The 25,451-nt window shown below is 38.7% G+C and carries 16 protein-coding genes and 1 pseudogene; 8 read left to right on the forward strand and 9 right to left on the reverse strand.

All coding sequences use genetic code 11. The annotated features are described in order from the left end of the window. Together ABH942_RS16040 and ABH942_RS16045 are read right to left on the reverse strand one after the other, a co-directional pair. Positions 1-3,905, reverse strand: a pseudogene (locus ABH942_RS16040) (hypothetical protein); the annotation flags it as partial. 265 nt (positions 3,906-4,170) lie between these two features. Further along, positions 4,171-4,902, reverse strand: a complete 732-nt coding sequence (locus ABH942_RS16045) for an aquaporin (RefSeq protein ID WP_370033745.1) — start codon at positions 4,900-4,902, stop codon at positions 4,171-4,173. Positions 4,903-5,162: 260 nt separating this feature from the next. Between ABH942_RS16045 and ABH942_RS16050 the strand changes: the two genes are divergently transcribed. Continuing rightward, a complete protein-coding gene (locus tag ABH942_RS16050) occupies positions 5,163-8,162 on the forward strand; it encodes an ATP-binding protein (protein ID WP_370033747.1) in 3,000 nt (999 codons plus the stop codon). Here the strand turns inward: ABH942_RS16050 and ABH942_RS16055 are convergent. Continuing rightward, a complete protein-coding gene (locus ABH942_RS16055) occupies positions 8,159-8,797 on the reverse strand; it encodes a response regulator (protein ID WP_370033749.1) in 639 nt (212 codons plus the stop codon). The two genes, ABH942_RS16050 and ABH942_RS16055, sit on opposite strands and share 4 nt — an antisense overlap. 185 nt (positions 8,798-8,982) lie before the next feature. Here ABH942_RS16055 and ABH942_RS16060 point away from each other — a divergent pair, with 185 nt between their 5' ends. Next, the gene (locus ABH942_RS16060; RefSeq protein WP_370033751.1) at positions 8,983-9,855 is read left to right on the forward strand and encodes a cation diffusion facilitator family transporter; all 873 of its coding nucleotides are present in this window, start codon (positions 8,983-8,985) and stop codon (positions 9,853-9,855) included. A 93-nt stretch (positions 9,856-9,948) separates the two neighbouring features. Here ABH942_RS16060 and ABH942_RS16065 read toward each other — a convergent pair whose 3' ends face one another. Together ABH942_RS16065 and ABH942_RS16070 are read right to left on the reverse strand one after the other, a co-directional pair. Then, positions 9,949-10,515 carry a hypothetical protein gene (locus tag ABH942_RS16065; RefSeq protein ID WP_370033753.1) on the reverse strand — a complete coding sequence of 189 codons (567 nt, stop codon included), beginning with the start codon at positions 10,513-10,515 and terminating at the stop codon, positions 9,949-9,951. Between the two features lie 18 nt (positions 10,516-10,533). Next, entirely contained in the window at positions 10,534-10,950 is a 417-nt protein-coding gene (locus tag ABH942_RS16070) for a hypothetical protein (RefSeq protein WP_370033755.1), read from the reverse strand. A 380-nt stretch (positions 10,951-11,330) separates the two neighbouring features. Between ABH942_RS16070 and ABH942_RS16075 the strand changes: the two genes are divergently transcribed. The 4 genes from ABH942_RS16075 (at position 11,331) to ABH942_RS16090 (ending at position 14,502) form a co-directional block, all read left to right on the forward strand. After that, positions 11,331-12,269: a ring-cleaving dioxygenase gene (locus ABH942_RS16075; RefSeq protein ID WP_370033757.1), complete on the forward strand. Its 939-nt coding sequence runs from the start codon at positions 11,331-11,333 to the stop codon at positions 12,267-12,269. Positions 12,270-12,275: 6 nt separating this feature from the next. After that, positions 12,276-12,902 (forward strand): alpha/beta hydrolase, encoded by a 627-nt coding sequence (locus tag ABH942_RS16080; RefSeq protein WP_370033759.1) that lies wholly within the window; start codon positions 12,276-12,278, stop codon positions 12,900-12,902. After that, positions 12,902-13,258, forward strand: coding sequence for a hypothetical protein (locus ABH942_RS16085; RefSeq protein ID WP_370033761.1), 357 nt, complete (start codon positions 12,902-12,904; stop codon positions 13,256-13,258). The genes ABH942_RS16080 and ABH942_RS16085 overlap by 1 nt, the downstream gene beginning before the upstream one ends. Before the next feature lie 332 nt (positions 13,259-13,590). Beyond that, positions 13,591-14,502, forward strand: a complete 912-nt coding sequence (locus ABH942_RS16090; RefSeq protein WP_370033763.1) for a phytanoyl-CoA dioxygenase family protein — start codon at positions 13,591-13,593, stop codon at positions 14,500-14,502. 16 nt (positions 14,503-14,518) lie between these two features. On the opposite strand, the gene ABH942_RS16095 is transcribed toward ABH942_RS16090, so the two are convergent. From ABH942_RS16095 to ABH942_RS16110, 4 genes are all read right to left on the reverse strand, one after another. Next, on the reverse strand, positions 14,519-15,028 hold the full coding sequence (locus ABH942_RS16095) for a hypothetical protein (RefSeq protein ID WP_370033765.1): 510 nt from the start codon (positions 15,026-15,028) through the stop codon (positions 14,519-14,521). Positions 15,029-15,146: 118 nt separating this feature from the next. Then, positions 15,147-15,590 (reverse strand): response regulator, encoded by a 444-nt coding sequence (locus tag ABH942_RS16100; RefSeq protein ID WP_370033767.1) that lies wholly within the window; start codon positions 15,588-15,590, stop codon positions 15,147-15,149. 123 nt (positions 15,591-15,713) lie between these two features. After that, entirely contained in the window at positions 15,714-16,148 is a 435-nt protein-coding gene (locus ABH942_RS16105) for a hypothetical protein (RefSeq protein ID WP_370033769.1), read from the reverse strand. Positions 16,149-16,336: 188 nt separating this feature from the next. Further along, the gene (locus tag ABH942_RS16110) at positions 16,337-17,050 is read right to left on the reverse strand and encodes a helix-turn-helix domain-containing protein (RefSeq protein WP_370033771.1); all 714 of its coding nucleotides are present in this window, start codon (positions 17,048-17,050) and stop codon (positions 16,337-16,339) included. A gap of 402 nt (positions 17,051-17,452) precedes the next feature. Here ABH942_RS16110 and ABH942_RS16115 point away from each other — a divergent pair, with 402 nt between their 5' ends. Further along, complete coding sequence (locus tag ABH942_RS16115) at positions 17,453-24,478, forward strand: gliding motility-associated C-terminal domain-containing protein (protein WP_370033773.1); 7,026 nt, start codon at positions 17,453-17,455, stop codon at positions 24,476-24,478. A 36-nt stretch (positions 24,479-24,514) separates the two neighbouring features. Next, a complete protein-coding gene (locus ABH942_RS16120) occupies positions 24,515-25,441 on the forward strand; it encodes a type IX secretion system membrane protein PorP/SprF (protein WP_370033775.1) in 927 nt (308 codons plus the stop codon). Positions 25,442-25,451: the final 10 nt, after the last annotated feature.

Below are 25,451 nucleotides of genomic sequence, written 5' to 3' on the forward strand. Positions count from 1 at the left end.
ACGGTTACCGATCCTGCCGTGATGGCCGCACCGTTTAGCGTGTCGTTCGAAACTACGTTGGCAATAGCAGTACCGCCTGCCATACCGTTCACCGGTGTTGCAGTAGCATCGTCATTGGCTACGATTGGAGCCGCCGCTACGTTTACCGTGACTTGTGCAGTGTCACAGTTCGTAGGATTAAGCACCTCGCAGATGGTATAGTCGAATGTATACGTTCCTGCAGGAGTTCCCGCATTTACGCTTACCGCACCCGTAGAAGTATTGAACGTCAGTCCTGCCGGAACAGCTCCAGGAGCAACCGAAACGGTTACCGATCCTGCCGTGATGGCCGCACCGTTTAGCGTGTCGTTTGTCAACACATTAGGTATAGCAGTACCGCCTGCAATGCCGTTTACCGGTGTTGCAGTAGCATCGTCATTGGCTACGATAGGCGCTGCCGCTACGTTTACCGTGACTTGTGCAGTGTCACAGTTCGTAGGGTTTAGCACCTCGCAGATGGTATAGTCGAAAGTATACGTTCCTGCAGGAGTTCCCGCATTTACGCTTACCGCACCCGTAGAAGTATTGAACGTCAGCCCTGCCGGAACAGCTCCAGGAGCAACCGAAACGGTTACCGATCCTGCCGTGATGGCCGCACCGTTTAGCGTGTCGTTTGTCAATACATTAGGTATAGCAGTACCGCCTGCCATGCCGTTTACCGGTGTTGCAGTAGCATCGTCATTGGCTACGATTGGCGCTGCCGCTACGTTTACCGTGACTTGTGCAGTGTCACAGTTCGTAGGGTTTAGCACCTCGCAGATGGTATAGTCGAAAGTATACGTTCCTGCAGGAGTTCCCGCATTTACGCTTACCGCACCCGTAGAAGTATTGAACGTCAATCCTGCCGGAACAGCCCCAGGAGCAACCGAAACGGTTACCGATCCTGCCGTGATGGCCGCACCGTTTAGCGTGTCGTTTGAAACTACGTTGGCAATAGCAGTACCGCCTGCCATACCGTTCACCGGAGTTACAGTAGCATCGTCATTGGCTACGATAACATTAACAGGACTTGTTGTTGTTGAATCTGTATTATCTGTTGTATCAGGATCATTTTCGTCTCCGTCAACAGTAGCCGTATTGGTATGGTTTCCAGTAGCATTTACTGTTGCAGTAATTACCAAAGTCTGGCTAGCCCCATTTGCTAAATTACCTACTGTCCACATTCCTGTTCCAGAAGCATAAGTCTGTCCTGCTGTATGCGAAATATAAGTATATCCTGTAGGAAGCTGGTCGGTTACTACTACGTTGGTTGCATTACCAGGACCGTTATTGGTTACAACCAAGCTAAATTGTACTTGAGACCCAACGTTTGGTGTTGCATTATTTACGGTTTTAACGATTTTCAAATTAGCATTCACATTAGGAGCAACCGTTACCTCATCTGTATTATCACCAGGAACCGGATCATTTTCTGTACCTGTTACAGTCGCTACGTTTGTATAATTCCCTGTAGCATTTACCGTTGCAGTAACAGTCATTGTTCGTGTAACTCCATTGGTCATACTTCCTATTGTCCAAATTCCCGTACCACTGTTGTAGGTACCGGCAGTGACAGTTGAAGATACATAGGTGTAACCCGTTGGCAACTGGTCAGTAACTACTACTCCCGTAGCTGTATTTGGACCGTTATTTGTTACAGCAATCGTAAAAATTACCGTCTGTCCGATTGTAGGTACAGTAGCATTTGCTGTTTTTACAATACTAAGATCAGCAATAGCAGCAACATTCAGGTTGTTATATTTAATATTATTACAATTTTCAACCGCTGTTCCATTCCTACATTCCAAATGCGGATCCGTAGGTGGTGTTGAACCGGGATGTGTTGCATCAATATCTGTTACGTCAGCCGGACGGATAATAGATGCCTCCACATTTAAAGGCTGACCAGCTAAAGACGAACCCACGGTTCCTGTAATCGTAAATACGATTTCAGAGCCATTCGTCATATTTAAATTGGCTATATAATTTCCTGTCACCGGATCAACAGCTCCGCTTACTACTACAACAATTCCCTGGCTGTTTACATAGGTAACTCCTGTTATTGTAAATCCTGTTGGAACTATGAAAGCAAAACCGGATCCTGTCACATCACTCGGCCCGTTATTTTTTACCACTACACTATAGTTAACCTGTTGTCCAACAACTACAGTTGTAGTCGAAGGCGTAACGCTTACCACTTCTAAATCGGCAGCGGCAACAATAATATCAAGTGTTTTTATAATGACTTCTCCAGGAACAAAACTCCAGGTATCTAGTGATTTTTCGTTACCAAAACTTGATCCTCCATCTCCGGTATTTCCAGATCCGGAACTACCCATCGTGTATCTGCCCCATTTATGTCCGTTACTGTTACTTGAAATACCGGCTATTCCAGAAGCTGTAGGGTTTGATTTTGTATTTGCGTTTCCGCCATCAACGTTTGAGTCATCCCAATAAACCAAATCCTTATTTGGTGAATAAAGATTATAACTGGCATTTAGCTGTTCAATAATAATCCCTCCGGGATTGATCTCCATATCTATAAAAGGGAAATGTACCTCGGCTCCAAACAACTGTACCCTTATTTCTCCAATATTGGTATTGGCTGACAGTATATTTCCTGCTCCATCTCGTCCGTCCCAAAAAACGGTATTGGTACCCATATTACAGTTCCCTGTTATTGTTCTGGTAGGAAAAGCTCCAATTATTTCAATTCTGTATGTCCCTGAAAGGTTAGAATCAAATCCAATATAGGCACCTTTATTACCGGAACGGTTTGGAGTCCCTTCAGCTCCTGTATAGGTGATGTTTGTAGCCGTAGGCGTAATCACACTGTTTTTTAACCAGGTTGATACGCTTGTGGTAGTACTTACTGCCTGAACTGCGCTCGAAGGCAAATCAGAAGCTGGTGTTGTATAAAATATTTTGTGTGTTACATTATTTGCATCATCTACGCTTCTAGGGTCGTGAACTCTAAAATCAGCACTTGATGGAGTTGACAGGTTCAAACTTTTATAAGAAGGGTTTCCTGAAGCATCCAAAAAACCTTTATTATTTACAAAGAAAGTAAAACCAACTCCATTCGAACCATTGTTAGTTACTCTATAAGCAACTCCATCACGGGTTAAAACAATAAATTTGCCATAAAAGGCTTTTGCTTCTTGAAATGATGATCCCTGTATGTGTAAATTAAATACATTTGAATATACACGTCCAGAAATCCAGTTGGTATTGGCCTCATTTCTTACGGAAATATCCCATGCAGCAATCAATTCTGTGTTAGTTCCCTGTGTCCAGTTAGCATCGGCAGCAACATCCACAACAGATGGTGTAGAGCTGCTAGTTTCAGAACCTGAAGGTAAAAATTCTACTTTCCAAATTCCTGTTTGTGTTGCGCCAACGGAAACCGTATAAGGCAAATACCTGTTTCCTCCCGCTCCCTGACCAGGATATTGAGGTCCGGCCGTTTCGCCTGCTCGGTTCGGAATCTGACCTGTTGTAGTTGCAGTCGTTAAATATTGGGTTCCATCTGGCGCTATTAACCTGATACGGCCATTGCCGATATTCTGGGCGCTCGATGCAGCCGCAATAGTTTCTCCCGTCTGGGCATACACATAATGCGTTCCTAAAGTCTTAAAAGGCCAGGAATTGATGGTGGTTCCTCCTATCGTATAGTTGTTGCTATACAAGAAAGCACGGTTACCCACTACTCCGGAAGGATAAAGGTCCTTACTCCCGTCCGCATAGGCAACATTCCAGAAGCTGGCCATCGTCAGAAGGAAAACAAGCAATAAGAGGCTTTTTACTCTTATAGCAGCATTCCTAAACATGACGTTTACCTGTCGATAGGGCAAAAATCTGCCTTGACAACTGTAGTTTTTGTTCATCGTTATAGTTTTAAAGTTTAATTGAAAATCGGGGAAAACAGTTTTTTGGTGGTAGCAAACGGTTTATTAATAGCGATTTAAAGAATATAGTTTTTACACATATGCAGATTGGTTTGATTAATAAATGGTTACACACTACTGATCTGGTTGATTGACAACCTGATTGTGCAAATTTCTTTAGTATACTGCGTAGGTCTTGTAGAGAATGCATACAGCATTTGTAGAATAAATTCTACAAATCGATCTGTTTTTCAGACTGTGATTTTTAGTTAACGGGTCTGATGAAAGTAATGTAGTAGATAATTCCTGCCAGACCAGCTCCGGCAAAAGGTGATAGCCATAGGGACAAAGCCTCAATGGCTTTGTGATTTCCGCATAGTAGTAATTCGGCTGCAGTTATAGCCGGATTCAACGGGTAATTAGTAATAGACAGATTGACAAAGTTGGCCATAAATACAGTTATTGCCATAATAGAAGCCACATATAACTTACTCTTTTTCAAATAGGTTAATCCTAAAAAGAGCAATAAAACAATAAACATCATCACGCTTTGGCATATAGTCGAAAGCATTAGCCCTTCATGATAAATCAAGGTAGTTGGCTTTGTAAGCATTTCTGAAAATACTCCAGGTTTATACGAAAACAAATAAAACACTAAGACTGCTGCTAAAATTCCGCTTATGATTTGCGTACAGACATAGGCAATAAGTCGGTTGAATCCTATCCTATTGGCAATGAAAAAACCTACCGAAATAGCAGGATTGTAATGTGATCCGGATATTGGATAGGAGAAAAAAGTAGCTAAAAAAGTGATCGTACCTATATAGAGAGACACCAAAGTCTGGTTAAAAAAATTATCATGAAAAAAAAGGACAATTGTTCCTGCTATAGCAAAAAATGTCAATAGAAATGTCCCGGTAAATTCCGCAAGAATGCTTCCTAATTGCACTTTAGCAAACATCTTTTTATGCCCTGAGGCAAATGCTGGTAAACTCATAAAATTTAGTGGAATAATAGAGCAAGGGAAAGAAATTCTTTCCCTTGCATCGTAATCAAAAACCTATAAAATCAATCGGGTTAAATCATTTACTAAATTGCATATTGACATTGAAAAAAATTGTGGCTTATACATACAGCTGTTGTAGAATTAATTCTACAAAACCAGTCGATATTTTTCATACTGAACTTTGTAATATTGAAGATGAATTTTCCCTTTCGGATATCTAGTATTAAGCCACTGATTCCCATCTGCTAAAAATGCCATTTTCTAAATCATTATATCTATTTTTTGCTGTATTTTTCAGCATCACTTCGCTATTTTCTCAACAAGAAAGCAGGGATTATGATATTATATGGCATTCTGCGGATGATAACAGTCTTCCACAAAATAGCGTCAAATCGATTATCAAGGACAAATATGGTTTTTTATGGCTTTCGACAGAAAATGGATTGGTACGTTATGATGGTAACAAATTCAAAGTTTTCAATATCGAAAACCTTAAAGGACTTCGAACCAATAGAATCAGCTATTTTAAGGGAACGACTTTTACCGACAGTATTTATGTTTTTAGTGATTTTTCTGATCTGATACTCATAAAAAAGAACAAGCCTTCGGTTATTTCTGAAAATAAAATACCCGAATCATTCCGTTTGACAAACCATCTGCACAAAGGCAAAAGGGTCTCTGTTCCTAAAATTCATAAAAAAGACAACAGCTATTTTAGCTTAAAAAACGGGACAGTGGTTGCTTATACTAAAAACAACAGCCAGCTTTGGAAAGTCGATTATGATTCTGATGATACTACTGTGTTTTTCTTAGTCGACGATGTTCTTTATTCGTATAAGAACGGAAAATTTGTACGATTTGTGAACGGAAAAATTTATTTTGCTTCAATAGAAGGACTACCTACTAAAGGATTTACTATTTTTCCGAATACTGTTTCGCAACAGACCTTTATTGCTTTTGATAACACAGTATATCTGTTAGAAAGGCATCAGGAAAAATTAAAGCTCAGAGTACTTCTAAAGAACTTTGATATTGCTAAAAACAATATTATTTCCTATTACTATGACTCCCAGAATGATATCCTATACATGGGAAGCAGTACCAACGGACTATTGATTGTCAAGAAAAAAAAATTCAACAGTATTATAGGCAACAATAAAAACGGGGTTTACTATGCCCAAATTCCGCATGGAACGGATAGCTTCCTTACTACATCAGGAGAAATATTCAGCAATGAAGGCGTTCAGGAAAAACGTGTCTTTATAAAAGACAACGACAATTATATTCTTCTTAAAGATCGAAACGGAGACCTTTGGACCAAAGAAGAGAATAAGATATACCGTCTTAACAAGAGTACTAATTTTACGACTTCTGATACCTGGTCATTTGAAGATCGTGTCATATTGATTTTTGAAACCCGGGCAGGAGAAATTCTGGCAGGAACAGCTATGACTGGTGCTCCCGACGGAAAGCTTTACCAGCTGAAACATTCTGAACCGTCAAAAAAACCAAGTTTTAAACTTTCAATGATGCTTCCTTTTAATCCTACTTATATGTTGGAGATTGAGGATAATATTTTGTGGACAGGCTCTCATTTGGGCTTTCATAAAATTTATTACAAAGAAAAAAAGATTGAGAATATCCGGCAGATTTCAAATACGTATGTCAGGAGCATATATATTGAAAATCCTGCTGAAATATGGGTGACGACTTATGAAAAAGGTTTTTTTCTTTACAATCAATTTACTAAAAAGACCACTCATTTCCCGATTGACAGAAACAGGTATCTGCTTTCCTCCCATTGTATTATTGAAGACCAGAACGGCTATTTATGGGTATCGACAAACAAAGGCCTTTTTCAGGCTTCCAAAAAAAACCTTCTGAATTATTCACAAGGAAAGACAGATAATGTTTATTATCAGTACTATGACAAATCAGATGGTTTTTATACCAACGAATTTAATGGTGGCTGCCAACCTTGTGGATTAAAATTAGGAAACAATGCTCTTTCTTTTCCATCAATGAGAGGCAATATATTGTTTTTTCCAGAAAATATAAAACTGCTCCTTCCTGATAATGAAATCTATTTTCAAGAGGCTGAAGTTGATAATCGCACTCAGGAAATCAACAACGATACGCTATTATTAAACAACGACTTTGGCCGGGTTCGACTTTTTATCAATAGCCCATATTACGGAAATCCAAACAACCTCAATATCGAAATCCGGTTACAGGGCCCTATTTCCCAAAAATGGACTCCGTTAAAAGGAGACGAGATTTCGTATACTTCCTTGCCACATGGCACTTATTATCTTACGGCACGAAAGCTCACCGGTTTTGATTCCGGTTATAAGTATAAAACGCTGATAATAATTGTACCGCCTGCTTTCTATCAGACTATTTGGTTTACTATCCTTATGTTGCTTTGTGGCATAACTTTTATTTTTTACACCATTAAGATGAGAATTCGATACATCAGGAGAAAAAATGTCCTTTTGGAGAAAAAGATTGCAGAACAGACTTTCCAATTGCGACACACAATCAGCACGTTAAGGAATACAAAGGAAAAATTAAGTGAGGAAATTATCAACCATAAAAAACTAATCCGGACAATAACACACGATATCAAGAGTCCGCTTCGCTTTTTGGCGCTTACCGGCAAACATGCATATCAAAACAGTAACAATAAGGAGACTGTTGAAGAAGATTTGAAATCCATCTACACCTCTTCTTTCCAGCTTTATCATTTTGTCGACAATCTTTTGGAGTATACCAAAGTAAGCAAACAGGAAAATTCTTCAGAGCCTTACAGCCTTTATAGACTTGCGGAAGAAAAAATACAGATCTTTTTAAATATTGCTTCTTCGCAAAAAACAGAAATAGTCAATAAGATTGATCCAGCCATCTTGCTGTCAACGAATAAGCTGTTGCTTTCTATTATTATCCATAACCTGCTTGATAATGCTATCAAAAATACTTTTAACGGCAGGATTGTGTTCACTTCTGCAAAAAAAGAAGATACTATATTTATACGGATTAAGGATACAGGAAAAGGAATGTCGGCTGAGCTGTTGGATTTTTATAACAATCCGAAAAACGCCAAAACGCAGGAAAACATCAAAAAAACAGGCATGGGACTACCAATGATTGCCGAGCTTTTGATTATATTAAATGGCAATATGTATATTGAAAGTGAGCTTCTGCAAGGAACCGAAATAACTATTTCGTTACAGGAAGAAAAAAACAGCTAGTTTTCGTAAATCTTCAGAATTTCTACCAAACTGACAACGTTATTGATTCTCAGCTTTTCAAAAATCCTGTTTTTGTAAGTACTAACCGTTGTCATCTGAATATTCAGTTGGTTTGCTATTTCCAAATTGCCTTCTCCCCTTGCCAAAAGTCCGGCGACTTCAATTTCTCTGTCAGAAAGGCTTTCCAGCGGATTGATTGGAGTTTTGTGCAATACGTTCTCTAATATTTTCTCCTTAACCGTTGCACTTATATATTTTCCGGTTTCCATAACCGACTGCACAGCGTTGATAATTTCACTTTCAGAGCTATGCTTGTTCAGAAAACCGTTGGCTCCTGCATGAATATAACGAAGTGCATATTGCTCTTCATCATAAGCCGAGAACATCAGTATTTTCAAGTCCGGATGCGACAATCTGATTTTCTCAATCATTTTAGTACTATTGCCTCCGGGAAGGTTGATATCTAAAAATACCAAATCCGGAATACTTGTCTTAAGTGCAGTTAATACAGACGTAAAACTTTCAGCATGGTCAACAGAAATTCCTGGGAAAGAATCCTTTAAGATTAATGAAATTCCATGTCTGACTACACTATGATCGTCAGCCAGTAGTATGTTTTTCAACTCTGTTGCCATTTAGGGGTATATTTGCTTATCAAAAATACGATTATTTCATTGATTGGCAAATCTTACAGAATAACTTATTAAAATTTCCCTAAATAAAAATGGTTTATAAAAAAGTGAAAATTATCTAAGAACTCTCATCAACCTGAAGTATCTTGCAATAAAATAATTAGCACACCCATACAATCCGACCTCTGATGAGTACACATACTGAAACGGCAATCAAAACCACCTATTTCAGCATTATAGGAAATACTGCACTAGCATTGATAAAAGGACTGACAGGATATTTTGGGAATTCTTATGCGCTGATAGCGGATGCCATTGAATCTACAACAGACATTTTCTCATCAACTTTAGTATTATTCGGATTGAAATATTCCAGCCGTCCTGCTGATGAAAACCATCCTTACGGACATGGAAGAGCCGAACCTTTAATCACTTTTCTGGTTGTAGGCTTTCTGATTACCTCGGCTACCATCATTGCCTATGAAAGTATCATGAATATCGGAACACCTCATGAGCTTCCAAAACCTTATACCTTAATAGTCTTAGGCGCTATTATTATATGGAAAGAGATTTCTTTCCGTCTTGTCATGAAAAAAAGTAAGGAAACTAACAGTTCTTCCTTAAAAGCAGATGCCTGGCATCACAGAAGCGATGCTATTACATCTATAGCTGCTTTTGTTGGAATTTCAATTGCTTTGTTTTTCGGAAAAGGATATGAATCTGCCGACGATTGGGCTGCACTTATCGCATCAGGATTTATACTCTATAATAGCTACCTGATTTTCAGACCGGCACTTGGTGAAATTATGGATGAACATCTGTATGATGACCTGGTTGTAGAGATCAGGGAAGTTTCACTGACTTCCACAGGAATTATCGGAACTGAAAAGTGTTATGTTCGAAAAGCGGGAATGAAATATCATGTGGATCTCCATGCTATTGTAGATGCCAACATAACCGTAAAAGAAGGCCACGACTTAGCACATCGATTAAGCGATACATTGCATCGGGAAATCCCTCAGCTTGGGCACATCCTGGTTCATATTGAGCCTAACAGCTAAAAAATACCCGGATTTTTTTTAAATTCAAACAAGAAAACTCTCAAAACTTAATCTGAGAGTTAGCGAATTTTTAAGATGATAAGTCAGTGGTGATTAGATACTATTTTCAAGTTCTAATTCATTCACATTAAAAATTAGTGCCTTTACCTGCAATAAGAAATCTTCAATTTCGATTTCCTGCGCTCTGACCTGGCAAAACAAGGCTGCATATTCATCATGCAGTTCGTTTCTTTTATCGTCACCCAGACTTTCATATTGATCCAGATTGGCTCCTAAAACAATAAAATCGATAATAAAAGGCACATCAAAATTATTATCCGTATCTGTCAGCTTATGAGTAATACTGGAAAAATGCTCCAGCTTTTGCTGTGCTGAATAATACCTTTCCAATTGCTGGTCGTTAAAGTGTCTTGAATTCAGAATGCAGTCAATAATTTCATAAAAAATCTCAGTTTCGATATGAAGATCAGATTTTAGGTCTCTATACAATTTATTGATCCATGTAATAGAATTAATCACATTCAACACTTCAACTGAATAGCCAAATTTCTCCACATCACTAAAGTATTGGAAATGTCTAGTATCCAAAATCATGAAAGGACTGTGCTCTTCAAGGCTAAAATCCTTATTTTCTTTTAAGTCTTCTTTTTTAATTATCATCTTTTTCTTTTTAAGTTATTACTCTTCAACGGTGAGTTCCCATATATTTCCTTTTTCGTCTCTTGCTGTCAGTCTCTTATCATCTGTCCATTCTACGTCAACTTCAATCTCCTTCCCCATTTCATCTTCAATAACACCTTTTCCATATTTGGATTTATTTTCAATATCTGCATAACCCGTCACTTCGTTACCTTCCTTATCCAGACCGATAATGTCATAATGGGAATCAAAATTTTCAATTTCCGTTGTATAAAAATCCTGGTGTTGCGAAATAAGACGGCAAATCACAGAATCCTTAGGGATATTCTGAAAATCTTTTATATGGGATACGTTAAGATTAGCATAGGTAACAATTACCTTATCTTCTTCACATCCCAAAAAAATAAAAAACAATAATGTCATGCATACAAGAGCAGATGGGGAAATTTTGGTCATATAATAATTAAGTCTTTAATACTATATAGCTCGGCAATATTTACTTTCTATCCCGCTCTAATCATCATTTAGTGGTAGTTGATGAATAAGGTATGGGTGTTCTTCTTATAAGATTTAAACTGATTCGGATTTATTCCCGGCTTTCCTTCCAAATATAATGAGCTGAAAAAACGCTTCCTTACGGTTTTCCGTAACGAGGCTTAAATTTTTAAAAAAAATAAACAGAAGCCTTACTGCGGATTATTTATCGCTGTATAAACCTGAAGTGCTAACAGTAGAAAACACACACTATTGCTTTCTTGTCCTAGTTCAATGCAGTATTCTTCTAACGGTCATAAATTTGTACTATAAATTAATAATCAACTTAAAAACAAAATACAATGGAAAATAAAATCTTAGGCATACACCATATCACAGCTATAGCAGGTGACGCCAAACGCAACTTTAATTTTTACTCAAAAGTTTTAGGATTGAGATTTATCAAAAAAACCGTCAATTTTGACGACCCGGGAACCTATCATTTTTATTTTGGTGATGAAATAGGAAGTGCCGGAACCATACTTACATTTTTTCCTTGGGGCGATGGAATCCAACAAGGAAGAAAAGGCTCGGGAATGGCAACAGAAATTGGATATTCAGTACCAAAAGGCAGCTTGGATTTTTGGGTAAAACGTTTTGAAGAATATAATGTGATTTACAATAAACCGTCCGTAAAATTTGGAGAAAGATATCTTACCTTTCTTGATCCGGATGGCTTAAAATTAGAGCTTATCGAATCAAAAACTCCAGACAACAGAAAGGCCTGGGAAACGGAAGAAATCAAAGCAGATGTAGCCACAAAAGGCTTTCATAATATTACCTTGACCTTGAACAATATCAAGCCTACAGCAGCCATATTGACTGAAGTTTTTGACTATAAACTGGTAGAACAGGAAGCCAATCGTTATCGTTACGCAACCGATGCCGTGGAAGGTGCATCTATAGTTGACCTGGTTGAACTTGCCGATGAAAAAAGAGGCCATGTTGCCAATGGTAGCGTCCATCACGTTGCGTTTAGGGTAAAAAATGATGAAATTCTGATGCATTTCCGTGAAAAGATAGAAAAACGCGGTTTGTCAATCACACCGCAAATTGACAGGCAATATTTCCATTCGCTTTACTTTAGGGAACCGGGCGGTGTTTTATTTGAAATTGCAACCGACAATCCAGGCTTTACCATTGACGAAACATTGGAAAATCTGGGTAAAGATTTAAAATTGCCACCGCAATACGAATCCCGTCGCGACCAGATCGAATCTCATTTAGTAAAAATAAATTAAGTAATTATGGACTTTCAACCTTTGCATTATATTTATATACCGTCACAAACTCAAAACGCCAGGACATTACTGCTTTTGCATGGAACAGGCGGAGACGAAAGAGACCTATTGCCTATTGCTCAAAATCTGGGCAAAGACTATAACATCCTAAGCATTCGCGGCAATGTTCTGGAAAACGGAATGCCTCGTTTTTTTAAAAGGCTTGGCATGGGAATTTTTGATGAAAAAGACCTTGAGTTCAGGACACGCGAAATGATTGCGTTTTTACGGGAAACCTCAAAAAAGGAAAATTTCGATGTATCTAAAATTATTGCTTTGGGCTATTCTAACGGAGCTAATATTGCAGGAGCTACTTTATTTATGGAACCTGATTTCTTAGATGGCGCCATTCTTTTTCGACCAATGCAGCCGTTTAAAAACAAACTGCCGCTTCCAAACCAAAAGAGTACTCCTATACTCCTTACCTCTGGGAAAAACGACCCTACGGTTGACCCGAAAGCTACGGAGAATTATATAAACCTATTGAAAGAAGCGGGTTTTGAAACTGCTCCATTTGAACTGAACACGAGCCATAATCTCACGCAGCAGGACATACAGATTGCAGCTGAATGGCTGGACAAACATTTCGTATAATGGAATCGTTTAGCATAACCCGGATTTTTTCGGATAAAAATGGCGATAGCCAATTTGAAAATGTATTGATACCGTTGCATGAAAACGGCAGCATCGGTTTTTTATCAGAAGCTCAAAAAGCAGGGACACTAACTTTTAGGAAAGTAGCAGAAAGTTATGATTATGATTTTCACAATGCTCCGGCAAGGCAATATATAGTGCTTTTGGATGGCATCATCGAAATAGAAACTTCTCTTGGTGAGAAGCGTCTTTTTAAAAGCGGTGAAGTGCTTTTAGTAGAAGATGTTTCTGGAAAAGGCCATAAAACCAAAAACATTTTGCCCCAGACCCGATCATCCATATTTATCACTTTATAATAAACAAAGTGCTTATCAGGAATGGTAAGCACTTTGTTATTTTTCTTATTTTCATTTTCTAATTCTCGCTGTCAATTAATTAATACTTTGCGGCTCTGCGCCTTTGCGAGCATTATTTCACGCAAAGGCGTAGAGCCGCAAAGTTCGATAGAGAAAACATTAAACAACACTCTTTTTATGCCTTCCTTTATTGGATATAGACTCCTTAAATCTGTGTAAATCATTTTAATCCGTGGCGAAAATAAAAATTCTAAATAGTCCTCAATTTTTATTTTTTTTATTTATGTGTACGATTATTCTTTACTTTTGAGAATAATCTTAATCTCAAAGATATGCCTTGGATTTATCTTGAAAAGCTTTGGAAACGGACAACAGAGCCGAATACCGGAATAAATACTGACACCGGTTCCTGGGACAAGGAAATTGAAATCTTATACCGATGGGGAATCAGTATGGAAGACGCACTCCAATTTCTTTATTTTGAGAAACCTGATTTTAAAGGCTTTAAATCCTGGGTTATTGCCAATAAAAAAGCAGCAGTGGTTCAAACTGAGCAAGAGGATGTGCTCTCTCAAGAAGACCTTGAATTTTGGAATAAAAACGGATATATTGTCCTAAAAAAAGCCATTTCAAAAGAAGATTGCAAAGCCACGGAAAATGCCATCTGGAATTTCCTGGGAATGAATCCGGAAAAAAAAGAAACCTGGTACAACAGGCATGCAGAGCAAAAAGGACTAATGGTTAGCTTTTCAAACCACGAAACCCTAAATAAAAACAGGCTTTCCGAACGAATCCGAAAGGCATATGTACAACTTTATAAAACCGATAAAATTTATCATACGGTTGACAAGGTCAGTTTTAATCCACCAGAAACAGAAAACTTTAAATTTATGGGCAGTCCGCTTCATTGGGACGTGAGCCTGAAAACACCTATTCCTTTTGGGCTACAGGGACTTCTGTATCTAACCGACTGCGGTCCTGATGACGGTGCCTTTCATTGTGTTTCGGGATTCCACAACGAAATCAATTCATGGCTGGAAAAGTTGCAGCCATATGAAAATCCCAGAGAAAAAGCACTCGAGACATTAACTCCTGTTCCGGTTATGGGCAATGCCGGTGATTTTATTATCTGGCAAAATACATTACCGCATTGTGCAACTGCCAATCATGGCAAAAATCCGAGAATGGTACAGTATCTTACCTACTTTCCGGACGATTTCCGTTCCGCTTCGGAATGGATTTAAAAGATTGCGAAAAAAATTATGATTTGTTGATAATGCTCCATCTCGGAATTTTGGCATTTTCACCTTCCTTAAGTATAAAGCGGTAGCCATGATTTGAATCAACTATTTCACGGGTGGTTGGATCTGTAATCGTATATTCGATATGGGCTTTCTGTTTGAAATATTTTTTCCATGCCGGAAATATATCCAGATATTTTCCTCTGATCGATTGAAATTTTAAAGTTTTTGAAACTTCTTTATTTTCCAACTTAAAATCTACATACAAACATTCGTCCCATTCGCTCTTGCTTTCAAGGTCGGCATCAGAAATAGAAGCCGGGGCATATATAATCGTATAGGTCGAATCCGATGCCTGCTCCATAATCTTATAAAAGCGATACGAGAGTGTAGTCAGCGAAGCGATTTTATCAGAAGCCTGTCGGGCGTTCCCTTTATCTGTTTTTGAAATAGAACTGATAAAAACCACATCCTGCGCCATACTAATGGTACACACAAAAAATACGGCAGATGACAGAATTATTTTCATAACGTTGCTGTTGGATACTACAAAGATATTGCAAAAAGAACATCACTTTTTCACATTAACAACTTATTTTGAACAAAAAATGCTTCTTTCACAGACTTAAAACAATTTCTTTTTTTTATCACACACTGTAAAAAAAGTTTTTCCTGTCCATACCCGATCCAAAGTAGTGCCAGTTGATATTAAGGACGTTTTTTATGGTCTTTTTCAGTATTGGAAAATCATTTGGCTTTGTGATGTAAATATTGGCTCCGTTGACAAAAGTTTCTTCAATATCTTTTTCTAAAGAAGAAGTTGAATAGATGGCTATTGATATATCCATAAAACGAGGATTGGATCTTATCAGTTTCAGGCTCTCTGTTCCCGAAACAAGCGGCATGTTCAGATCCAGAAATATAATCTGCGGCAAGACGATGTCATCTCTGTTGAGATAATCCATCAATTCTAAAGCATTCTTGAACATCTGCAAATGAATAGAATCATCAATTCCTTTTATCACTTCTTCAAATAATTCGCGATCGTCCTGATCATCATCAACAAGAAAAACATACATGTTTGAATCCATAATTCAGATAAATATTAGGTGTTGGGTTAGTCAAAACAATGGCTTAGCCTAATGCATAGCTGAAATTTTGGTTCTGCTCCGTGCTGTCATTAAAAGATGTACTAATAAGAACTGGCATACGCATTATTCTTCCTTATTGCCTAAGATTAGCATGTAGATGTCATGCTTTAAAAAAAGGGTAAGGAAATCTTTTCCTGAATTCCAGGTCATAAAGATTTTTGATTGTTCGTCTTTAACGGAACTATGCAGCTCTTCATAGCTATGCTCCGAATCCAGACTGGGATGGAAAGATGACATATTGCTGATTGTTTCTTCAAATTTCAGATTATTCTCTGCCAGCAATCGTCTTACTTCTTTAAAAGCGGTAGTAAATCCATTAATATTTCTTTCGAAATTAATGATGTAAATGTTATCCTCTTCAGGATGGTTATACCATTTATAGTATATCATATCCTTTTCGCTAAGTGGAGCTGGATATATAGAAATAGAAGTTTTTCCAAAAGTCTGTGAAAGACCTTTGAAACAGATAAGCAACAAAAAGAAACAAACTAATTTCACAGTTCCCAATGATTATGAAAACAAAATTATTTATATTTATTCCTAAAAATGTTACACAATTATAAGGTAGATTTATCTTATTACACAGAAATTTATTATTTCCTGTATAAGATGCGATAGTTCTCAAAATGTAAAAATAAAAAGGATTTTCTATTGTGAAGAATCCTTTTTATTTTACAGAACACTATTTACTTGACTTTTGCATTGTCAAGAAACTTGTTTATTTTTTTGATACTTTCGTTTATGTATTTGAATTTATTCGCATTATTTACGTCATACGACAAAATGCCTCGTACAACCCATGCTTCTGAAATTTCCGAAATATTCAATTTAGTACTGCTATAAAAATCATTCTCATTACTCAGTACAAAAATAGCATCATCATAAGTGCTTCTTGCCACACGATTGATAAACAATCCTTTTTCACCGCTTACAAAAACAATAATAGAATCATTTTCGATCTGGTCGATGTCAATCTTTTCGCAAATTACGAATGAATTTTCATCTATTACAGGAAACATATTATTGCTTACCACTTGAAATACTCTCGAATCATCAGCTATAATAAAAGGAAAGCTGTATTTCGGAAGAATATCAAGCAAAGAAGCATTGTCATTTCCTTTGGCATACTGAAACTGTACTTCCCTTGAAATCAGGGATGTATGATTGGTATAAGTTCCTATTTTTTTCTTGTTAAGGAATATTTCATTCAAATCAAGCTCATAAAGCTCGCAAATTGTGATTATTGAATCGAAATCTACACTATCTCTTTTTTTCCAAGTAGAAATGGTATTCGGCTTAATGTTCAAAAATTCAGACAATTCGATATCTGTCTTGATTTTCAGCGCTTTCTTCAATCTACTAATAACGCTAATCGCGTTTTGTGATTTATTTTCTTGCATATTCGCAAAATGTGTTGTAACTTTATCCAAGGATAAAATTAGATTTATGAAATCCGTTAAAAAATCCACTTTAGAAATTGTCTGCACAATCAATTTCATAAAGCATTTTTTTAAAAAATATTCACAAGTACGTGGTATTTTTTAAACACCAAGCATAAAGTCATATCACAGAATGAATCTATGATGGGCGGTTTTGGAAATTTGGGTTTTTTGCGAACTATTAATTTAATAACAATTCAAAAACAAATATATACTTTTTCTAAAAATACCACTAAAAACATAGTATAAATTATTCATAATTACCTAATTACAATACATATGTAAGAAAAAGGCTAAAAAAACTATTAATTTCCCGTTAAAATAAAGGTTCCCAAATCTATCTATTAACTAAATGCATTGCTTATGAAAATTAATTTTACTTTTCAAAGGGCGTATTATTTTCTATACTCCTCTATCCTTATCTTATTGCTTTTTTACCATAATCCTCTCAGTGCGCAATCCACTAGAGTTTATGCTACCACAATTTCGGGCGAAAGCAATACCGACCTCTCAGCCAATGCAGTCGACGGAAATCTTGCCACTAAAGCTAATGTAAGGGCAAGTTCAGGACTAGCATTAGGTATTGGGGCTTATTCCGGCTATATTGAGCTTGAATATCCTGCCCCTTTACCGGCCAATACTACTTCTTACATTAAAATTCAGACCGATGAAAATCTCCTTCCATCTTTATTGGGAGGAAGTCTTGGAGGGCTGCTTTCAAACGTATTAGGAGCTGTATTAATCGGAAACCAAGAGTTTACGGTTCAAGCTAAAAATGGAAACGATGTCCTCTTACAAGGTGACAGCCAGGACATTGGCGAATTTGCAACTGAAAGGCTCCGAATCGTGACCGACGTAGCGGGTGATTATTTTATTGCCATAACTCCTGCGCAATCCTACAACAGAATCCGTTTGAGAAATAGAATAGGAAGTCTTTTAGGATTATTCAATACAAAACAGCTAGGTGTCTTTGACGCCTTTTATATTTCAAATCAGGGCGATTGTGGTTATGGTTCCTATACATCTTATAGCGGTAGCGGAATCAGCCTCGATCTGTTGAACCTTGGAGGAGTTGGAGTAACCAATCCTAAAAATGTATTAGATTCTGACCCTAATAGTTTTTCCCGATTGAGTTTGGGTGTCTTAGGTGTAGCAGCATCTATTGAACAAACCGTCTATTTTGACGGCTTATCACGAACAACTGACGAGTTCGATATCCGAATGAAAGTCGATCCGTCCTTATTAGCTTTAGGTGTCGCGAACAATATCCAAATTATTGCGTATAACGGCCCTGCAATTGTAGATTCGAAGTCTTTAAGCTCTTTATTGAACTTAGATCTGCTGACCTTGTTACAAGGAAACCAAGTAGCTACTATCCCTTTTGCCCCAAATGCACCTGCCGATAGAATTACTATTCGCTACTCTTCCTTGCTCAATTTGCAGTTAACTCAGCGCCTTGATCTCTATGGTATTGTCCGCGTTCCTAAAATGCCTACTATCACAGATCCGGCTACCTTAAATGCTATTGTATGCTCTGGAAGCTCCGCTTCACTGACTGCGACAACCGCAGCAGGTAATGAAATCAGATGGTATAATACCGCTACAGGTGGGACTATTTTAGGAACAGTTGCTTCAGGAGCACCCTATCTGACAACACAATTAAGCGCAGATACTGTATTTTATGTGGCAGCCGCAAAAATAGGATGTACTGAAGAATCTCGAAGAGTAGCTGTTCCTGTTAAGGTAATCAACCTGCCTACAGCTGCCGATATCAATATCCAAAGCCCGCTTGTTGCCTGCCAAGGAAACATAGTCCTTACGCCAACTACCACAATAGGCGGCGCCTTGATCCGATACTACACAGACCAGAATAAAACGCAAGAAATTACCTCTGGTTTTACCGGACATGCAGGAGTAACTTATGTAAAGAACCCTGCTACAGGAGCGCTAACCATTAGTGGATTAAGTCAGGCCAATTCGCCTTATTCCTATTTTATATCCCTTACATCAGGAGGTCTTTGTGAAAATACCGTCAACAACCTTAAAGAAGTAACGGTAAATGTTTCTTCCGTACTTAATTTACAAGTGCAGTCAGCGATATCAGGATGTGGCTCTGTTAATCTTGCCAATGCCATCATAAACCTCAACCCTACTACTACCTATCTATTCTTTGATGCCTCCAATAATCCTATTACGGCAGAAGCAGCATCAAACATAACCACGAGCGGTACATATTATATACAAGCACAGGGCGCCAACGCTACCTGTTCTTCAGACATACTTCCGGTTGCTGTAACTGTAAATGCACAGCCAAACCTGTCGATTACCAATACGGCTTTGGTTACTCAAATAGGAAATACGGTTACTTTAGACGCCGTTTCTACCGGAACGATTATCTGGTATGCTCCTAACGGAACAGCACTTCCGTCAAATGTTGCCGGCCCTTTTGCAACAGCAGGATTCTATACTTTTACTGCCATTGCATCTGATGGAATTTGCTCCAGAAGCGGTTCTGTTACCATAACAGTATTGAATCCAAACGAATGTCCTCCTTTATCTGAAAGAAAATATGCCAACTCACAACGTTGGAATACTATACTAACAGGAGGCGTAATCAATGCAGGAAGTGCCGTTGACGGAAATGTCCAGACTTTCTCTACCATCACAACCGGAATCGGATTATTAGGTATTGGTACAACTTCTCAAATTTTAGAATGGAGTGAAACCATTTCTGCCGGAACTCCTGTAACCTTAAAATTAGGTTCTGAATATAGCGGACTTACTCTTGCAGGTGGTTTTTCAGTTGTAGGAACAAAAAGAAACGGTGCAGGAACACCTGTAGATGTTGGAACACTTCAGCCTGTTTCCGGATCGTTATTAAACCTATTGTCTGGTCAAAACAATTTTGAATATACGTTCGTTCCTACAAATAATGCCGGCCCGCAAGCCTATGATGGTGTTAGAATTGAAATCACTTCATTGCTTAGTGTTGCTCAAAGTGCAAAAGTTTACGAAGCATATTATAAAACTCCAGTTACTCAAGTTGCCTGTCAAACCGGCGATATCGAAGACGTATTATATGGGGCGATTGATTTGGGAATTGGAGCTGCCACTTCTTTAGTCGGTGTAACCACTCCACGTAATGCTATTGACAATAGCGAAACTTCATTTGCCACTATGCTTAGCAGTGTAGGAATTTTGGCCGCGGCAGAACTCACAACTGTTTTCCGTACACCTTCTGTGGTAGGTGATACTTTAAAAATAAAAATCTCAAAACCTGGCTCTCTATTAAACTTGAATCTTCTGGCAGGTATCAGTATCCAGCCAGTCTTAAATGAAGCTATGGCAGGACCTGTTATTGGCAGCGCAAGTGTATTACTTAACCTTCAGTTGCTTCCGGGCGACCAAGGCGCAATCCTTACTGTTGTTCCTCAATATTCATTTGACAGGATCAGAATCCGCTTTGGCGGTGTGGCTAATGTGTTAGACCAGTTGCGAATCCATAATATCGAAAGAGTTGCCAATACTAAAATACTGGGCGGTGATATAAACAATGCTGTCGAAGCCTGTCAGGGAACTACAATCAGGCTACAGGAAGATTCAATAGCCTGTACTTCCTTTATATGGTATGATGCGAAGGTTGGCGGAAATGTTGTTTCTACCGGAAATTCCTTTACCCTCCCGAATAATCTTTCGGCCGGAACACACGTTTATTACATACAGCCGGTTCGATTTGGATGTGAATTCATGGCACGCGGAAAAGTCAGCGTTTTAGTAACTCAAACTGCTCCTCAAAATGCCATCGCTTCCGTTCAGATTAATGGAGGAAACTCGACTTCATTTTGTAGTGCTACTGGAAACGTAGTTCTTAATGCTGTTTTGAATTCGACCATGACACTCACCAATCCGGTTTTTTACTGGTATAAGCTAGATGGCACTACACAAACTTTGATTCCGTCACAAACGAATTCCAGTCTTGCTTTAACAGGACTTGCTCCGGGAACTTATACTTATTTTGTTGGAGTTAGTTCTGATGAATATTGTCAGACTGCATTGGCAGACAGAACGCAGGTTACATTCACTATCCTGCCTCCTTCAACTGCCGGAGACGTAACGATAGACAACAAGACTGTTTGTCTTAACAGCACCGTTACCTTAGCTCCTACAAGCACTTTGGCCAGCCCACAGTTTACTTATTATTTTACAAACGATACGACACAGCCAATTACTAACAGTACAGTTGGCGGCATTACTTATGCGCTCGGAGCCAATGGCACGCTTTCTATAACCGGACTTGTAACAGCCGGTAGTCCTTATACCTATTATATTGCGATTACCAGCAATACAACCTGTTTAAACACGGCAGGCAATCTAAAAGCAGTTACGGTAACGGTAGGAAATCCGCCTGCGCCTACAACAGGCAATCCGATACAAAACTTCTGTAGCACTAACAATCCGACTGTTGCCGACTTACAAGTTAATGAAGCCAATGTCGTATTTTATAACTTGCCAATAGGCGGTGTTCCGCTTCTTGCAACAACTCCTCTTATTCCGGGAATTTACTATGCTGCGCAGATTGATGGCAGTTGCGAAAGCGACACTAGGCTAGCCATTACGGTTACAATAGGAAATCCACCAACACCAACAACGGCAAATCCTATCCAAAATTTCTGTCAGCTTGACAATCCAACCATAGCTTCCATACAAGTCAACGAATCAAATGTTGTCTTTTATGATGCCGAAGTAAACGGAAACCTATTGCCTCCTACAACTCCTTTAACAGCAGGAATTTATTATGCTTCCATCTTAGACGGAACTTGTGAAAGCGAAGAGCGATTGGCAATTACAGTAACCATTACTGATCCTGGAACACCTACAACAGCTGCATCAACACAGAATTTCTGTCAGGGCGAGAATCCTACAGTAGCTGATCTAGATGTGAACCAAACTAATGTGGTATTCTACAGCGCACCAAATGGCGGTACGCCTTTGGCTCCAACAGAGGCTTTGACTAACGGAACTTATTATGCCAGCCTTGTTGATCCAACTGGTTGCGAAAGCGTAACACGTCTGGCTATTACGGTAAATATTACCGTTGTAGGTACGCCAACAACGAACAACAATACACAGGACTTCTGTCTGGAAGACAATCCGACTATTGCAAACATACAGGTCAATGAATCAAACGTAATTTTCTACAATGCTCCTACCGGAGGTAGTCAATATGCTCCAACAGCCGCATTGACTAGCGGAATTTACTATGCTTCAATGGTAAATGGTGTCTGCCATAGCGAAACACGTCTGGCCATTACGGTTACAGTTTCCAATCCGAATACTCCTATAACCAAATTTGCAACCCAGAATTTCTGTCAAGCAAACAATCCTACTGTTGCTGATCTTGATGTTAATGAAACCAATGTCGTGTTTTATGATGCTCCAACAGGAGGTAACCTTCTTGATCCTACAACGCCACTAGTTGCCGGAATTTACTATGCCGCACTTCGTATAGATGATTGTGAAAGTGCTTTCAGGCTTGCAATTACAGTTACTATCAGTAATCCTGCTACGCCAACTACAAATGATGATACACAGGAATTTTGTAGCGCACAAAACCCAACAATAGCCAATCTTCAGGTTAATGAGCCAAATGTGGTATTCTATAATTCACCTACTGGCGGTACGCCTCTGGCTCCAACCGAAGCTTTGACTAACGGAACCTATTATGTTAGCTTGCGAGATGCAACAGGCTGTGAAAGTGTTACACGTTTGCAAATTACGGTAAGCATAACAGTTGTTGGAATACCTACCACAAATAGCACTACTCAGAACTTCTGTCTGGCAAGCAACCCAACAGTTGCCAACATACAGGTTAACGAAGCAGGAGTCGTATTTTTTGATGCTCCTACTGGCGGCAATAGTATTGCAATTACCAGCGTATTGACTCCTGGAGTTTATTATGCTTCTCTCTTCAACGGAATTTGTGAAAGCGAAGCAAGACTGGCTATTACCATAACAATTGGTAATCCTTCTACTCCAACAACCAATAATGCTTCTCAAAGTTTCTGTTTATCAAATAACCCAACAGTTAGCAACATTCAGGTAAATGGTGCAAATATCATTTTCTACAATGCTCCAAACGGAGGTACTCCTTTAGCACCGACTACAGCATTAACAAATGGTGTTTATTACGCCTCTGCTACAGATGGTGTCTGCGAAAGCATCAACAGGCTCGCCATTACGGTTACTATAAACAACCCGAACACGCCAACGACAAGTAATACGGTTCAGGAATTCTGTCAGGCAGATGGTCCTACAATTGCAAACCTTCAGGTTAATGAAACCAATGTAGTGTTTTACAATACACCTACGGGAGGAACTGCTCTGGCTACGACTACTCCATTGACAGCAGGAATATACTATGTTGCTTTAAGTGACGGTACCTGCCAAAGCGCAACAAGACTGGCTATTACAGTACGATTCCTGACAGATGGTTTAGCAGTGATTACCGGAGGTGGAAATCAGGCTTGTTCTTCTGAAGCGGTAACCTATACTACTGCAGCCGGAATGACAGACTATATCTGGGATGTAGTTGGTGGAACAATTACAGGCGGCGGACAAACATCAGACAACTTTGCTACTGTAACCTGGAATACTGTAGGAACAGGAAGTGTAAGTGTTACGTTTACAAACACTATTGGCTGCTCAAGCGATAATTTTGCTACTAGAGATATTGCTGTCAATGTCTGCTCCGATATCACAATCAGCAAGACTTCCAACAATCTTAAGCCTAGTATAGATGAAAATATCATCTTCATGATAACTGTAAAAAATAACGGCCAAAGTAATTTTACAGACCTTGTAATCAGTGAGCCTTTACAAAGCGGCTTCCAATATGTCAGCTCTAATGCTTCGACCGGAACTTTTTCCAACTCATCAGGTGTCTGGACTATCCCGACACTGGCTTCCGGACAAACGGCAACGCTTCAGATTACTGTCAAGATACTATCAACAGGAAGTTATATAAATACAGTAGCAATAACCTCATCTATTCCGATAGATTCAAATTTAGAAAATAACATTGCGTCAATTTCTATCGAACCTATCTGTCTGGTTGTATACAATGAGTTCAGTCCGAATAATGACGGCGATAACGATTTATTCCGAATTGACTGTATTGAGAATTATCCAAACAACACGTTGCAGATTCATAATCGCTACGGTGTTGAAGTCTATAAGACCAGAGCCTACCATAATACTTGGGACGGAACTGCGAATGTCAACTCTCCTATCAACGAAGACAAAAAACTTCCGACAGGAACGTATTACTACATTCTTGATTTAGGCGATGGTACTGGAACAAAAAGCGGATGGATCTATCTGATCCGCTAATTCCAAAGGATAATTTCAATTTAAAACAGCAAGAGTATGAAAATCACTATATACAAAATCAGCTTAGCGTTTCTTTTTATCCTGATTTCGATAAAAACAAATGCACAACAAGATCCAGGATATACGCAGTATATGTATAATCCTCTGACAATAAACCCTGGTTATGCGGGATCAACAGGAACGCTTGAAGCTGTCCTGTTGCATCGCTCGCAATGGGTTGGAATAGACGGTGCTCCTTCTACACAGGCATTCACACTTCACAGCCCGTTGACAAACGATCAGATTGGTCTGGGATTCACGGCTGTAAATGATAATCTTGGCCCTTCAAACGAAATCTATTTTGATGGAAACTTCTCTTATACGCTCATGTTTAGCTATAATACTAAACTGGCTTTAGGAATAAAAGCCGGCGCAAGAGTCTTGAATGTAGATTGGTCTAAAGGTAGATTTTATGATGGCTCTGACGTATTGCTAAACAGCAATATCAATAATAAAATCACACCGTCAATCGGTGCCGGAGCTTATCTGTATTCAGACAATTGGTATGTTGGTGCTTCGGTTCCAACCTTTATCAAAGGCGATTACTATGATGATATACAGGAATCCATACAAATCGAAAGGCTTCATTACTATTTGATAGGAGGTTATGTGTTCAATTTTTCAGACAATTTTAAATTCAAGCCAGCTGTTTTGGCAAAAGGTGTCAGCGGAGCGCCTATTTCGGTAGACTTTTCGGCCAATTTCCTGATTCAGGAAAAATTCACCATAGGTGCCGGATACCGTTGGGATGATTCGGTCAGCGCATTGCTTGGATTCCAGATTTCAAAAGACTTTTTTGTGGGCTATTCCTATGATTACACTACAACCGATCTTAACAAATACAATGACGGTTCCCATGAAATCATCTTACGCTACCAGTTGTCTAGAAAAACAAGTCAAATCAAATCACAACGATTCTTCTAAAAAATAAGCT

Source organism: Flavobacterium sp. 28YEA47A, from assembly GCF_041262125.1.
GTDB lineage: Bacteria > Bacteroidota > Bacteroidia > Flavobacteriales > Flavobacteriaceae > Flavobacterium.

Bases quoted from the DNA above. Each gene is read 5' to 3' on its own strand.
- ABH942_RS16045 (WP_370033745.1), bottom strand. From the start codon at position 4,902: ATGAGTTTACCAGCATTTGCCTCAGGGCATAAAAAGATGTTTGCTAAA.
- ABH942_RS16050 (WP_370033747.1), top strand. From the start codon at position 5,163: ATGCCATTTTCTAAATCATTATATCTATTTTTTGCTGTATTTTTCAGC.
- ABH942_RS16055 (WP_370033749.1), bottom strand. From the start codon at position 8,797: ATGGCAACAGAGTTGAAAAACATACTACTGGCTGACGATCATAGTGTA.
- ABH942_RS16060 (WP_370033751.1), top strand. From the start codon at position 8,983: ATGAGTACACATACTGAAACGGCAATCAAAACCACCTATTTCAGCATT.
- ABH942_RS16065 (WP_370033753.1), bottom strand. From the start codon at position 10,515: ATGATAATTAAAAAAGAAGACTTAAAAGAAAATAAGGATTTTAGCCTT.
- ABH942_RS16070 (WP_370033755.1), bottom strand. From the start codon at position 10,950: ATGACCAAAATTTCCCCATCTGCTCTTGTATGCATGACATTATTGTTT.
- ABH942_RS16075 (WP_370033757.1), top strand. From the start codon at position 11,331: ATGGAAAATAAAATCTTAGGCATACACCATATCACAGCTATAGCAGGT.
- ABH942_RS16080 (WP_370033759.1), top strand. From the start codon at position 12,276: ATGGACTTTCAACCTTTGCATTATATTTATATACCGTCACAAACTCAA.
- ABH942_RS16085 (WP_370033761.1), top strand. From the start codon at position 12,902: ATGGAATCGTTTAGCATAACCCGGATTTTTTCGGATAAAAATGGCGAT.
- ABH942_RS16090 (WP_370033763.1), top strand. From the start codon at position 13,591: ATGCCTTGGATTTATCTTGAAAAGCTTTGGAAACGGACAACAGAGCCG.
- ABH942_RS16095 (WP_370033765.1), bottom strand. From the start codon at position 15,028: ATGAAAATAATTCTGTCATCTGCCGTATTTTTTGTGTGTACCATTAGT.
- ABH942_RS16100 (WP_370033767.1), bottom strand. From the start codon at position 15,590: ATGGATTCAAACATGTATGTTTTTCTTGTTGATGATGATCAGGACGAT.
- ABH942_RS16110 (WP_370033771.1), bottom strand. From the start codon at position 17,050: ATGCAAGAAAATAAATCACAAAACGCGATTAGCGTTATTAGTAGATTG.
- ABH942_RS16115 (WP_370033773.1), top strand. From the start codon at position 17,453: ATGAAAATTAATTTTACTTTTCAAAGGGCGTATTATTTTCTATACTCC.
- ABH942_RS16120 (WP_370033775.1), top strand. From the start codon at position 24,515: ATGAAAATCACTATATACAAAATCAGCTTAGCGTTTCTTTTTATCCTG.